Origin of the sequence: Micromonospora noduli (assembly GCF_003264475.1) — a bacterium.
Lineage (GTDB): Bacteria > Actinomycetota > Actinomycetes > Mycobacteriales > Micromonosporaceae > Micromonospora > Micromonospora noduli.
Map to the genome: position 1 here is coordinate 1,189,732 of NZ_PYAC01000001.1, position 13,205 is coordinate 1,202,936.

At 67.9% G+C, this 13,205-nt stretch carries 11 protein-coding genes; 10 read left to right on the forward strand and 1 reads right to left on the reverse strand.

The genetic code is table 11. From position 1 onward, the window contains the following. Nucleotides 1–114 precede the first annotated feature (114 nt). The 9 genes from MED15_RS05095 (at nucleotide 115) to MED15_RS05135 (ending at nucleotide 11,022) form a co-directional block, all read left to right on the forward strand. On the forward strand, nucleotides 115–1,152 hold the full coding sequence (locus MED15_RS05095) for an inosamine-phosphate amidinotransferase 1 (protein ID WP_112583134.1): 1,038 nt from the start codon (nucleotides 115–117) through the stop codon (nucleotides 1,150–1,152). Nucleotides 1,153–1,441: 289 nt separating this feature from the next. After that, a complete protein-coding gene (locus MED15_RS05100; protein WP_112583133.1) occupies nucleotides 1,442–2,143 on the forward strand; it encodes a 2OG-Fe dioxygenase family protein in 702 nt (233 codons plus the stop codon). After that, the gene (locus MED15_RS05105) at nucleotides 2,140–4,236 is read left to right on the forward strand and encodes a molybdopterin-containing oxidoreductase family protein (RefSeq protein WP_112734876.1); all 2,097 of its coding nucleotides are present in this window, start codon (nucleotides 2,140–2,142) and stop codon (nucleotides 4,234–4,236) included. The genes MED15_RS05100 and MED15_RS05105 overlap by 4 nt, the downstream gene beginning before the upstream one ends. 279 nt (nucleotides 4,237–4,515) lie before the next feature. Continuing rightward, nucleotides 4,516–5,307, forward strand: a complete 792-nt coding sequence (locus MED15_RS05110; RefSeq protein WP_244220363.1) for an iron-containing redox enzyme family protein — start codon at nucleotides 4,516–4,518, stop codon at nucleotides 5,305–5,307. Then, nucleotides 5,304–6,206, forward strand: a complete 903-nt coding sequence (gene dapF, locus MED15_RS05115; protein WP_112734877.1) for a diaminopimelate epimerase — start codon at nucleotides 5,304–5,306, stop codon at nucleotides 6,204–6,206. Before MED15_RS05110 ends, dapF begins: the two co-directional genes overlap by 4 nt. Before the next feature lie 387 nt (nucleotides 6,207–6,593). Then, a complete protein-coding gene (locus MED15_RS05120; RefSeq protein WP_208646510.1) occupies nucleotides 6,594–7,331 on the forward strand; it encodes an enoyl-CoA hydratase/isomerase family protein in 738 nt (245 codons plus the stop codon). Further along, nucleotides 7,328–8,746: an asparagine synthase-related protein gene (locus MED15_RS05125; RefSeq protein ID WP_112734878.1), complete on the forward strand. Its 1,419-nt coding sequence runs from the start codon at nucleotides 7,328–7,330 to the stop codon at nucleotides 8,744–8,746. The genes MED15_RS05120 and MED15_RS05125 overlap by 4 nt, the downstream gene beginning before the upstream one ends. Nucleotides 8,747–8,760: 14 nt before the next feature. Continuing rightward, on the forward strand, nucleotides 8,761–9,570 hold the full coding sequence (locus tag MED15_RS05130) for a TauD/TfdA dioxygenase family protein (protein WP_167457590.1): 810 nt from the start codon (nucleotides 8,761–8,763) through the stop codon (nucleotides 9,568–9,570). 9 nt (nucleotides 9,571–9,579) lie between these two features. Further along, nucleotides 9,580–11,022 (forward strand): class I adenylate-forming enzyme family protein, encoded by a 1,443-nt coding sequence (locus MED15_RS05135; RefSeq protein WP_112734879.1) that lies wholly within the window; start codon nucleotides 9,580–9,582, stop codon nucleotides 11,020–11,022. 424 nt (nucleotides 11,023–11,446) lie between these two features. On the opposite strand, the gene argJ is transcribed toward MED15_RS05135, so the two are convergent. Beyond that, nucleotides 11,447–12,589 (reverse strand): bifunctional glutamate N-acetyltransferase/amino-acid acetyltransferase ArgJ, encoded by a 1,143-nt coding sequence (gene argJ, locus MED15_RS05145; RefSeq protein ID WP_244220364.1) that lies wholly within the window; start codon nucleotides 12,587–12,589, stop codon nucleotides 11,447–11,449. 275 nt (nucleotides 12,590–12,864) lie between these two features. On the opposite strand from argJ, the gene MED15_RS05150 reads away from it, so the two are divergent. After that, nucleotides 12,865–13,095, forward strand: coding sequence for a hypothetical protein (locus MED15_RS05150; RefSeq protein ID WP_112734881.1), 231 nt, complete (start codon nucleotides 12,865–12,867; stop codon nucleotides 13,093–13,095). The last annotated feature ends 110 nt before the right edge of the window (nucleotides 13,096–13,205 follow it).

The window sequence follows — 13,205 nt, forward strand, 5'->3', positions numbered from 1 at the left end:
TCCCGAACTGACACAGCCCCGGAATTCTGACGCCGGTGGGCGTTGATCCAACTGCGCGCGACCTCAAAGGCGTGGACGTGCCCGGCTACTGCCACCTGATCGAGGGGATTGCCGATGACCGTGAACGCTGTGTGGAGCAGTAACGACTGGGACCCGCTGGAGGAGGTCGTGCTGGGCACAGCCGTCGGCTTCACCCCCCCGCCCGTGGACCCCTCCCTCCGCCACTTCTTCGAACGACCGGACGAGGCGGAGCGCGAGAAGATCCCCAGCGCAATGCTGGATCGAGTCGTCGACGAAGCGGAAGAGGACCTTCGCGATCTCACCGCGGTACTCGAGTCGCACGGTGTCGCCGTTCGACGCCCCGAACGCCCGGTGCCGGGACAGCAGTATTCGTCACCGAACTGGGCGTCCGTCGCGATGCATGCGCTCATGCCGCGAGACTGCCTGTCGGTCATCGGTGACATGCTGATCGAGGTCCCGATGCCGATGCGGTCCCGGTACTTCGAGGTCTTCCCGTTTCGCGACCTGCTGCGCGAGTACTTCGATTCCGGAGCTCGATGGCTGTCGGCGCCGAAGCCGAGGCTGCCTGACTCCACGTACATCTACGAGTCGAATGCCTCCGTAGTTGCCGACGATGAACCCTTGTTCGATGCCGCAAACCTCTTGAGATGCGGGTACGACATTTTCTTCAACGTCAGCAGCACCGGTAACCGGCGAGGTGCGACTTGGCTCCAGCGAGCTTTGGGGCCGGATTTCACGGTGCACGAGATGTCCATCTGCGCCGATCACGTGGACACGACACTGCACATCCTTCGGCCGGGCTTGCTGTTGGCCAATGCCTCTCAAATGAAGCCCGAAATGATACCGAGCCCGCTGCAGAGTTGGAAGACACTGTGGGTCACCGATATCGAGGATGACGGTTTCGCTTTCGACTGGCCACGCGCTTCTCGCTGGGTCGGGATGAACCTCCTGGCGCTCGGCCCGGATCGTGTGCTCGTCCCGTCCACCCAGGTTTCCCTAATGCGTCAGCTGGAACAGGCCGGGGTGGAGCCGGTACCCGTGCGGTTCCGGCACGGCCGTTCCCTCGGGGGCGGACTGCATTGCTGTTCTCTCGACATCCGGCGCCGGGGAGAGCTGACCAGGTACTTCTGATCAGGTCGGCGGGCGGTCCTCGATGCTAGCGGTATCGCGGGCTTCCGGGCGTCCTTTTGCCGTTGAACATTTTCGGTAAGCAAAGTTTCGTACGGACGGTCTTGACGCCCACGAGGTCCAATGAATACTATTCGCATAGTCCAATATGGATGCTTAGGTCATCATAGGACGAGGAACGAGTCGGCGACGAATCAGGTTGACAACGACGACCCCTGAATCAACTCGCCGCCACCCCGATTCGGTCAATCGGCACTTCTCCCGAACACTGCTGAACAGAACGGAAGGTTGCATGTCAACACTCGCCGACGGTTATGACATCATCGATCTGCCTCCGATCTCGCGGGAGGTGCTGGACAGTTACGACAATCTCCCGCTCGATGTCTACATGGGAAACCAGACGCGCTACAAGCGCTTCTCGCAGTACAAGCTCGACCACACCTCCGACGCCTGGTCGTTCGAGCTGCTCGCGCACCGCGCCTACAGCCAGTCCCGCCAGCACAACACGGTCGCGGGCGGCATCCTGCGCGAGTACGAGCCCTTGCAGGCCGACTTCCTCCCCTACGTGCACGCGGTGGCCGCCAGTCTGCCGCTGGACCGTTCCGAGAGCTGGCAGGTGAACGTTCATCAGAACCGCAGCCGCGCCACGGAGGCGAAACCCGGGCTGGTCACCCCGGAGGGCGTCCACAGGGACGGGCACGAGTACGTCGGGATCCTGGTCTTCAACAGGCACAATGTGGCCGGGGGTGAGATGCGGCTGTGGAAGGCCCTCGACTCCTCCGAGCCGTTCTGGCGTGGCACCGTCCAGCCTGGCCAGGCTGCGCTGCTCGATGACCGCGCCGTCGCACACGACGTCACAGATCTGCACCCGGCTACCCCCGGCCAGGAGGGGCACCGCGACATCATCATCGCCGCGTTCTCGCGCTGGTCACGGGGTAAGTACGGTGAGGAGTACGAGCAGGCGGTGCTCGACAGCGAACCCTTGGCGCCATGAAGGCGACGGGTGGACGTGTCACTGTGGTCGACCGTGAGGTTGCGGGTGGATGCCCGTTGGACTGCCCGGACGCCTGCAGTTGGATAGTGGGCGTCCGCGACGGTGTCGCCGTCACGTTGCGCGGTCGCCCCGAGCACCCCTTCACCCACGGCACTCTCTGCGTGAAGGTCAACCAGTACCTCGACCACGCGGCGTCGCCCGATCGTCTCCGTCATGCACTGCGTCGCTCCGGCCCGAAGGGCACCGGCAGGTTCACGAGGATCAGCCTGGACTCGGCGTTCGACGAGATCGCCGAACGGTTCAACCGGGTTCGTCACGAGTACGGCGGCGAGTCGATCTGGCCGTACCAGGGAACGGGCAACCTGGGGTACCTCCAAGGGCTCCAGGGCCAGGCCGGCGCACGGTTGTGGAACGTGCTCGGCGCCTCCGAGCACGACATGACGATCTGTTCGGCGGCTGGGCTGGTCGGCGCGGACCTCGCCACCGGCACCCACCGGGGCATCGATCCGGAGTCGCTGGCCCACTCACGGTTGATCTTGCTGTGGGGCGTCAACACCCTCACCACGAGCCATCACCAGTGGCGGTTCATCAACAAGGCGCGCGAGCAGGGCGCGCACGTCGTTGCGATCGACCCAGTGGCCACAAGGACCGCCCAGCAGGCCGACGAGCACCTGGCACCGCGGCCCGGTACCGACGCCGCCCTCGCGCTGGGCCTGCTCAACGTGGTGGTCGCCGCCGGCGGGGCGGACCGTGGCTACCTGGCCGACCACACACTGGGGTGGCCCGAGTTCCACGCCCGCATCGAGCAGTTCCCTCCGGAACGGACCGCGGAGTTGACCGGCGTTTCCCGCGCGCAGATCGAGCAGCTGGGGGAACGGATCGCCACCACGAGACCCACCGGCATCCGCGCCGGCAGCGGGATGCAGCGCCATGCGGGCGGCGGCGCAGCCGTCCGCGTGCTCGCCTGCCTGCCCGGCGTCACCGGTGACTGGGGCAGGCTCGGTGGTGGCCTCACCTACTCGACCGACGGATACTTCGGCGGGAACCGGGAGGCACTCCTCGGCAGCGACCTGCGCGCGGCGCCGGTGCGGCGGCTCTCCATGACCCGGCTCGGCCAGAACCTCCTCGACCTGACCCCGCCGGTCAAGGCGCTGTTCGTGTACGGGGCCAACCCGGTGGTCAGCAACCCCGATCAGCAGCGCGTTCGCCAGGGGCTCGCCCGCGAAGACCTGTTCACGGTGGTCGTCGACCACTTCCAGACCGACACCGCCGACTACGCCGACATCGTGCTGCCCGCGACCATGCAGACCGAGCACCTGGACGTCCTCGACGGCTACGGCCACATGTACCTCGCGTGGAACGAGCCGGCGACGGTCCCTCCGGGCGACTGCCTGTCCACGACGGAGACGTTCCGCCGAATCGCCAGGCACATGGGGTTGTCCGAGCCGAGACTCTACGATTCGGACCAGGAGATGGCGGCCCAGTTGCTGGCCTCGGACCATCCATCGCTGGACGGTATCGATGTCGAGTCCCTGCGCCGAGACGGGTGGGTGAGACTGAGTTATCCGGCCGATTTCGTGCCGTTCGCCGACGGCTTCCCGACACCGTCCGGCAAACTGGAATTCCGGTCCGAGCGAGCCGTGGAGGCCGGGTTCGAGGCAGTGGCGGGATACACGCCGCCACGTGAGTCGACCGACCCGGAACTGGCCGCGCGGTACCCGCTCTCGCTGATCGCCGGTGCCTCGCACTTTTTCCTCAACTCGGTCTTCGCCAACAAGCCGGAACTGCGGCGCCGGGCTGGTCCGCCCCGGGTCGAGCTGCACCCGGACGACATGGCGGCTCGTGGGCTCACCGACGGCACACCGGTCGTGGTCTTCAACGACCGCGGTTCATTCGTCTCCACCGCGCACGCCTCCGCACACGTCCGCAGCGGAGTCGTAGCGACCACAAAGGGCCATTGGATGAAGCTCACAGGCGGCTCGACCGTCAACGCGACGGTGAACGAGCGGGACGCCGACATGGGCGGCGGTGCGGTGTACCACGACAACCGCGTCGAGGTCGAGGAATGGCAGCCCTCCGCGGCGCGAGACTGATATCAGACGACACATTATTTCCATGGGGGTACGACCGTGCAACGAACAGCTTCTGTCGTCGACGACATCTCGGATTGGCTGTCGATATCAGCGGATCAGCTTGACCGCGCGGTGCGCGGTGAGCTGCGGGAACAGGTTCTCGAACGGGTGGGAGAGCTGAACGACCGCGCTACCGCCGGTGACCCGGATGCATTTCTGCAGCAGCAACAGCTCCTCGCCCGAATCTATGATCTCGGGTTGCGGATCGCTCCGGGTGAACCAAGCGCTGAGGGATCGGTCGTGATTCACGAGATCGCCCGCCTGGTGGAGTCCGCCACCGGCGCCGCAGAGGATGCCCGCATCGAAGCCGGCCTGCTGGACGGCATGCCGACCGAACCGGCCGCTTACGTCTCCTGGTTGAAGGCGCTGGCCAAGCAGCACCGGGTGTACAAGCATCCCTACTACACCGATTTCATCAGCAACCACGCAGACTCCGAGGACCTGCGTCGGTACATGATCCAGGAGTCGGTCATCGACGCGAGGTTCGACGACCTGCTCGCCCTCATGCAGGTCGGTACCGACGGTGCCGCGAAGCTGGAGATCGCGGCGAACTACTGGGACGAAATGGGCAACGGCCGGCCGGACGAGGTGCACACCACGCTCTTCAGACGGATCTTCGAGGTCTTCGACGTGCGGGAGGAGGAGGTCGCCGACCAGCTCACGGGCACGGCGCTGCTGTCCGGGAACCTCGCGGTGATGTTGTCGCGCTACCGGTGCCGGTACGCCGAGGCGGTCGGCTACCTCGGGATGACCGAGTGGCTGGTGCCGGACCGGTTCGTGTGCGTCGTGCGCGCATGGGAGCGACTGGGGCTGCCGGAGGTCGGGATCACCTACCACAGGCTGCACATCACGGTCGACTCCCAGCACGCAGCCGGGTGGTTCCACAACGTGGTGAAGCCGGCGGCGACCTCCGAGGCCATGCGCATCGGCATCGCACGCGGGACCCTGTGGCGGCTCAACTCGTCCGCGCGCTACCTTGACGAGCGGTTCGCCGAGACCGGCGCGCGGTGGGCTGACGGCAGCCGCAGGTGACCTCGCTGCAAGGGGAAGGCCTTCCGCGCTTCGCGAAGTACCAGGCGATGGGCAACGACTACCTGGTCGTGGATCCCGAGGACGCGCTGCCCGCCGCACCGGCGACAGCGGTCGCGATGTGCGACCGGCACTTCGGGATCGGCGCGGACGGAATCGTCTTCCGGGGACCGCCCGCGGGCGCGGGCCAGCCCATGCCGGTCCGGTTGTTCAACCCGGACGGGAGCCCGTGCGAGCGGAGCGCGAACGGGCTGCGCATTCTCGCCCTGCACCTGTCCCGAGGCGGCGGTACGGAGTTCGTGCTGGACACGGGGTTCGGCCATACCAGTGTCCGGGTACTGGACCGGTCCACAGGGCTGGTGTCGATCGACTTGGGTCGTCCGGATTTCGACGCGGACGCCGTCGGCCTGGTCGGGGGTTCCGGCCCGGTCGTCGACCATCCGTTGCCCGTCGCCGGGCGGACCCTCCGGGTGACCTGCGTCCACAACGGAAACCCGCACGCGGTCGTCGTCCTACCGGCCGACGACGAGTCGGCCGCGCGGGAGCTGGGGCCGCTGATCGGCCGGCACTCTGCGTTCCGCACCCGGGTCAACGTGGAGTTCGCGGTAGTGCGCGATCGGAGTTCGCTCAAGGTCGTGGTGTGGGAACGCGGTGCCGGGCCAGTGCTCGCGTCGGGGAGCGGGGCCTGCGCGGCGGCAGCTGCGGTGCGGCGTCTCGGTTTGGTGGGCGACGAGGTCGACGTCCGGATGCGCGGTGGTGCCGTCACCGTGTCCGTCGACGCCGGCGGCGCGGTCCGGCTTACCGGACCGGTCGAGGAGGTCGGCACCGGACGGGTCTCCGCCGGACTCGCCGCTCGAGCGGGTCGACCGACCCGCCCGGTGCCGACGTCAAGCTCCTCCTGACGCAGCAGGAGCCGCCACGGTGGCGGCGTGGCGGGCGCGCAGAAGTCGCCGATCGGATTTGCCCGACGGGAAGCGGGAGAGGTGCTGCAGGACCCAGGACGCGCTGGAACGGGCCACCGGCTCTATCGATGAATGGCTATGCTAAGGATGTGCGCCGAACGTACGCGCCACAGCGAAGAACTCGAACGGTATTGGGGTGAAACCCCGTTTGTGCGGCCTATTCCGGCAACGTTGGCGGAAGGGTGATCACCGTGTTTATGGACGAGTAATCATCGTGCTTCACCCGGGGAGATGCGCGATTGTGCGCCATCTTTACCCCGAAAATCATGGAGGACCAGCTTGATGAACAACGCTGTCGACATACAGCCCCGTGACACCTTCACCGTGGTGACGAAGGACGGCGTCGCGCAGGTTTCGTTCGAGGGCTCGCACCAATCTAACGCGATGAGCAACGGCCGGATGCGCGCACTCACCGGGATCCTCCGCGAGCTCGAGGCCGACGACGCGGTCGCCGCCGTGGTGCTGCACGGCGGCGAGGGCAACTCCTTCGCCGTGGGTGGCGATTTCCACGAGGTCAGCCACTTCTCGGGCGGTGACGAGGTGGACGAGTGGATCGACAACATCACCGAGCTCTACGTCGCCAGCCTCGAAGTCACCAAACCCACAGTGGCCGCCGTCGAGGGTTACGCCATCGGTATCGGTCTGCAACTCCTGCTGACGTGTGATTACCGCGTCGGTGCGGACTCGTCGATCCTGCGCATGCCTGAGTTCAAGGTCGGTATCGCATGCAATTTCGGCGCGTTCATGCTGGAACGCTCGGCCGGGCGTTCGGTCATGCAGAACATGCTGCTGTCGTGTGACGAGTGGCCCGCCGAGCCCTCCCTGCGGGACGGCCTGCTGCACCGGGTGGTGCCCGCGGCCGAGGTGCTACCGACCGCGCTGGCCCGCGCGGCGGCCTTCGCCGACTACAACCCGGCGGCCGTGCGCAACACGAAGCCGCAGATGAACCGCGACTACATCCAAGGGTTGCACGTTCTACGGGACAACGCGAAGAGATCACATCGGGCAGGATTCGCCTCGGGGCGGCCGCAGCGGGAAATGCGCCGGATCGTGGGCAAGGCATGAGCGGCGGCTGGGTGGTCGTCGCCAACCGGCGCGTCACCGGACTTGAGCCGATGGGTGCGTGCGTCGAGGTCGGTGATCTGTTCGTCTACCACCGTGGCCTCGCGGCGGGGCTGCCCTCAGCCGCGCCGTTCGACATCGACGTCCGTACGCTGACGGCGGCGCCCGCGCTCGGGGAGCTGCCCACGAAACCGGCGCAGCGGACCGTGCTGCAGGTGGCCGAGGACGCCGTGACCGCGTTCACCTCAGTGTTCAACGAGGACGCCATCTATGTCGCCGAGGACCCCGCGACCGGTGGCTTCGCCTTCTTCACCGACCTGCTGCTCGCCGCGGCTATTCTGCCCGCGTGGGGCTCCGCCGCCCGCGTGCGCTCGGCTCCTGCGGGCACCGATCCGGAAGCCACGCTGGTCGACGGGATCCGACGGTTGGACCACTCGGTCCGGCAGCGCCGTGCCCGGACCGCTTCGGGCTGGCTGACCAGCACCGCCCCGCGAGCCGAGGACTTCCTCGAGCAGTTCCGCACGCCGTTTCGGGACGATCCGCTGGCCGCCGGGCAGGCGCAGCTGGCCGAGCTGGACGCGGTGATCGCCGGCATCTCCGCCGCCCGCCCCGAGGCCACGTACGCGTCGCTGCTCTCCGGCGGGATCGACTCGGGCACCGTGACCTACCTGGCCGCGGCGCGGAACCTCGACGTGCGTCCGTACAGTGTCGGAACCCCCTGGGGAGACGAGTTCTCCGACGCCGCGGAGCTGTGCGAGGTCGCCGGTCTCAAACTGCATCCGCTGCTGCTCGACGAGGACAGCATCATCCGTGCCGTCCCGGCCGCCGTCCGCTGGCTCGGCGTGACCACGCCGGAGGTGGTCGAGGTCGCGCTCACGGCCACGGCGTTCTACCAGTCCGGCGTCCTCGAACCGGGTCGCGTGCTGCTCACCGGGTACGGCAGCGACCTCATCAATGCCGGGCTCTTCACCCCGTTCGAGCACCCGGACGAGCTGATCGGCCAGGGCATCGAGGCGGTCGCGCGAACCCGAACCAGTGGTGAGCTGGCCAACCGGATGGCGCTGGCGTACGACGTCGAGACGTTCCACCCGTTCTGGACGCTCCCGGTGATGCGCACCGCGCTGGAGACCACTCCCGCGTGCAAGGTCCGCGACGGCCGGGAGAAGTTCCATCTGCGGACCGCGATGGCCGCCCACGTCACCCCCGCCATCGCGTGGCGCCGCAAGATCGCCGTACACCACGGTGGGAACCTGCAGGACGGGGTGCGGCGGCGGCTCGCTGCGGACTCCGGGCAGAGCGACCCCTCCCGCGTCTACCAAGCATGCTTCGCCGACCTTCTGGCGCTGGCCGGTCAAGGACACCTCGACGACTGGAACCCCGACGAGGTCTACGCACGCGCGCTCGCCGCGATCCGATGAACGAGGAGATGGTGATGACCGAGAACACACTGACCGGCTCGGGTCTTGGCACGGTGTTGACGTCGCCGCCCGGGGAGGCCGTCGAAGAGCTGGCCCGGCGGTCCCAGGAGGCGGCGCTGACCAGCGGGGCCGCGTTGACCCGCGGCCTGGACTTCACCGAGGAGGCCTTCCAACGACTCGTCCACCTCCTCGGCCAGACCGTGGATCACAAGTTCGGCGAAGGCCAGGCCGATCTGCTGCTGCTCAACGCCTCCAGGGACGAGGGAAAGGTCGTCACCGGCCGCGGCCCCCTCCCGCTGCACACCGACGGACTGCTGGTGGGCGAGCAGGTCGACCTGATCGTCCTGTACGCCAAGGACTTCGCCGACGAGCCCGGTTCCGGCGAGACCACGGTGTGCGACCAGCTCGCCGCGTGGCGCGAGATCCCGGCGCACCTCGGCAAGGTTCTCGCCGACGGCCGGCTCGAATACCTCGTCGAGGAACGCGGCTACTTCCCGCAGGTGCCCGCCGACTGGTACGAGATCCCGACCACCCGCGACTACGGCCGCGTGCGCTCACTGAACCTGGCACTCGGATTCCCGCCGGATGTGCCGCAGGGCTGGCAGGTGCGCGTCGCCGGCATGGACGCCCACGACTCCGCCGCATTCTTCGCGGAGCTGTCAGCGCACCTGCACTCGCCGCGCTACCTCTATCAGCATCGTTGGCAGACCGGTGACCTGCTGGTGATCGACAACCAGCGGACGCTGCACGGCCGCACCGCGATCGGGTCCGACGGGGTGCGGCTGCTCTATCGCGGCCAGGTCACTCTGCCGACGACCGCCTGAGGAGAAACGATGCTACTGACCGAGTTCCGTTCCGTGGTGGCCCGCAGAGCCGACGCCCTCGCGGTGGTGGTCCCCGACGGCGAACGCGTGACCTACGGGGAGCTGTCGCTGCGGGTCGACCGTGCCCTCGGCTGGCTGCGGGCCCGCGGCATCGGCGAGGGCCAGGTGGTGGCGACCTGGCTGGACAACGGAATCGACTACGTGGCATTGGTGTTCGCCCTGGCGGGCAGCGGCGCGATCCACGTGCCGATCAGCCGGTCGGCGACGCCGGAGCACATCGCCTGGCTGGTCGAGCGAACGAAACCGGCGCTCGTCGTCAGCGCGGAGCCGCTGCCGGACGTCGTCGTCGAGCAGGTGACGACCGCAGAGCTGGCGACCGGCTCCGAGCTGATCGGCGCGCGGCAGTTCGGAGCTCACGAAGGCGCGTTCCGGCTGCTGGAGACGTCCGGCTCCACCGGGAAACCCCGGCTCGTGACCTGGCGCCAGGACGACCTGCTCCACGACCGGCGACAGTGGATCGCTTACACCGCGACGACCGCCGCCGACGTGCTGTTCAACCGCCACACCCTGGACGTCGCACACGGCTGCGACGTCCACCTGTTCCCGGCGCTGCTCTCAGGCGCCCTCCTGGTGCTGGCCGATCCGTCCGCCTCGCCCGACCAACTGCTGCTGTGGCTGCAGGAGACCGGCGCCACCGTGTCCAGCGCACTGCCGAGGCACTACGAGTTGCTGACGCAGGCGGCACACGGCCGGTCCGTCGACCTTTCCGCGATGCGGATGCCGCTCTGCGGCGGTGCGTACCTGAGCGGCCAGGCCGTCGCCGACGCGGCCGAGGTGCTCGGTATCCACATTCGACGCATCTACGGCTCGACCGAGTTCGGCATCGTGCTGGGGAACATGGACGATGCCGTGCAGACCACTCGCGGTATGACCCCGGTCACCGGGGTGGAGATCAGGCTCGCTCCCCTGGACGCGGCGTGGCCGTCGATCGGTGAGGTGCTGGCCCGCTCGACGCACACGAGCGTCGGCTACTTCGATGACGCGGCGGCGACCTCCGCCACGTTCCGCGACGGCTGGTACCACACGGGGGATGTTGCCGAGTTCGACGGCGAGTACCGGATCCTCGGCCGTGTCGCCGACCTGCTCGGCGGCTCGGCCGGTCCGGTGTTCTGCCCTGGCGTCGAGGCCGCACTGACAGCCGCATGCCCGATCACCGAAGCCGCCGTACTGGCACCGCTGCCCGGAGAGACCGAGGGTGGGGCGCTCGTGGTGGCGACCCCCGCAGCCGGGGCCGAGGACGAGCGCGTGCGCGCGGCGATCCGTGCCGTGCTCGAGGACCTGGGTGTGCGTGCGGAGATCGTGCTCGCCGCCACCATCCCCCATACCGCCGTCGGGAAGGTGGACAAGCCCGCCCTGCGCAAGGGGCGGACGTCGAACGTGCGCCAGCGCTGACCGATGACGGACCGAAACCTGTGAAGCCCAGCGAGACAATTTCTTGATTTTGTTCTAGCTGGCGTTAGCGCTGGCGGTGGGCTGGTCGGTGGGGTCGGGCTTGTTGATCCACGCCCGGTCTGGCAGGCGGCGTGGTCAGGGTCGCCGGGTGAACCGCTCGGGATGCGCCGCCCAGGCCGTGTCGAGGGTGCGTTGCCGCTGGCAACTTCCACGACACCTGGGACGGTGGGGAACTCAACCAGGCCGACCACATCGCCACCGGGCACGCCATTCTCGACGGCGGCCGCGACGCGGGCAACCGCTGGGTCAGCCTCGCTCGCCAGGCCGGACACCGTCTCGGGAGCCGCTTCGCGGTCGCCTTCAGGGTCTTTCCCTCCACGGCTGATCCCGGTCGCGCACGGTGCGCCCAGGATCCGTGGCCTGATCAGGTCGTGTAGTCGGCGTTGATGCGGATGTAGCCATCGGTGAGGTCGCAGCCGTAGACGGTGAACGAGCCAGCGGCGATCCCGAGGTCGATGTCGATCGTGACTTCCTTGCCGCGCATGTATTCCGCGGCCCGGTCCAAGAGGTCCTCGGCGGAGCTTTCGGGGAACATCAGCAGATCGCCGAAGCGGATCGCTACCCGGTCGGGGTCGATGTCGGTCTCGTCCTCCAGCTTGCCGATCGCCATCGCGACCCGGCCCCAGTTCGGATCAGCGCCGTGCACGGCGGTCTTGACCAGCGGCGAGTTCACGACGCTCTTGCCGACCAGCTTCGCCTGCGCGTCGTCGCGCGCACCACTCACCCGCACCTCGATGAGCTTGCTCGCGCCCTCGCCGTCGGAGGCAATTTCCCTGACCAGGTGCAGGGCCGCCCGGTGCAGCGTCTGCTCGAACTCTCCGAGGTCGGCCGGGCCGGCAACGCCGTTCGCGAACACCGCGGCGGTGTCACTGGTCGAGGTGTCGGTGTCGATGCTGAGCGCGTTGAATGTGCTGTCGACAACCCGGCGGAAGATCGCGTCGAGGTCTTCCCTGCCGACCCGCGCATCGGTGAAGAAGAACGTCAGCAGCGTCGCCATGTTCGGCTCGATCATGCCGACGCCCTTGGCGATGCCGACGATCACGGCGTCACCACAGCGCAGCCGGACCACCTTGTGGCGGGTGTCCGTCGTCATGATCGCGCGCGCACTGGCGTCGAAGTCGGCGGCGGGGAACGGCCACGACAGCTCGTCGAGCCCCCGCCGGATCTGCGCCATCGGATAGGGCCGCCCGATCACTCCGGTCGAGGCGATCAAGAGCTCGCCGGCGGGGATCCCGGCGACCTCGGCGACCCTGCGCTGGATCTCGGCGGCGTTCTCGGCGCCGACCTTCCCGGTCGCGACGTTGGCATTGCGGGAGAGCACGACCATGCCCCGGAGGCTCCCGGCCGCCGCGGACTGCCGACTGAGCTCGACGCTGGGCCCGGCGAACCGGGAGCGCGTGAACACCGCCGCCGACGTCGCGGGAACCTCGGACACGATGGCGGTAAAATCGTCACCGACGTCTTTGAGGCCCAGGTTCCTCGTCACGCCAAGGAAACCCTGTGGCACAAGAGAAGCCTGCGGCTCAAGGAGATCTTGCGATTCAGCTGTCGACGACATCCGCTCACCAGTTTCATCCGTTGGCGGCATTGTCCCATAGCCGCGTACGGCCGCCTACGGATCAAAGGTTAGTACTGCTACGGCGGGTCGTAGCTTCCGGGGCGTTCGAGTCGGTTGCGGTAGTGGGCGGCTCGGCTGCGGTGATTGCTGAGTCGCCGGAATTTTGACCAGGCCAGAACGTGGCTGGTGGTGTGTTGTGCGGCCAGGTTCAGGATGGCGGATAGGTGCCTGATCTCGTTGACGGTCAGCGGGATCAGCTTGTCCTGGTCGCTGTCGCCGGTGGTGCCCCTTACTGTCTCGCGGGCACGGGTGATGGTCAGGAGATCGTCGAGTCACACGGCGGACACGCCGCGGTCTTCTCCCGACCCGGCGCTGGCAGCATGTTCGTGCTCTGGCTGCCGGACACCGACCGCACGGACGACGATCCACCGCCGGCGACGCCGCCACCGCTGTGACGGACCGCCCACGCACCACCGAGCGGAACCGCGGATCACTAGAGAACGCGCGTTCAGTGCTCCCTCGCGTGATGTCCCGCGAGGGAGCACCGATCGGTCAACACCTCGCT

Excerpts from the sequence above, each read along its gene's own strand:
- MED15_RS05125 (WP_112734878.1), top strand. The coding sequence starts at position 7,328 with ATGAGCGGCGGCTGGGTGGTCGTCGCCAACCGGCGCGTCACCGGACTT.
- MED15_RS05105 (WP_112734876.1), top strand. The coding sequence starts at position 2,140 with ATGAAGGCGACGGGTGGACGTGTCACTGTGGTCGACCGTGAGGTTGCG.
- MED15_RS05100 (WP_112583133.1), top strand. The coding sequence starts at position 1,442 with ATGTCAACACTCGCCGACGGTTATGACATCATCGATCTGCCTCCGATC.
- MED15_RS05130 (WP_167457590.1), top strand. The coding sequence starts at position 8,761 with ATGACCGAGAACACACTGACCGGCTCGGGTCTTGGCACGGTGTTGACG.
- MED15_RS05095 (WP_112583134.1), top strand. The coding sequence starts at position 115 with ATGACCGTGAACGCTGTGTGGAGCAGTAACGACTGGGACCCGCTGGAG.
- MED15_RS05135 (WP_112734879.1), top strand. The coding sequence starts at position 9,580 with ATGCTACTGACCGAGTTCCGTTCCGTGGTGGCCCGCAGAGCCGACGCC.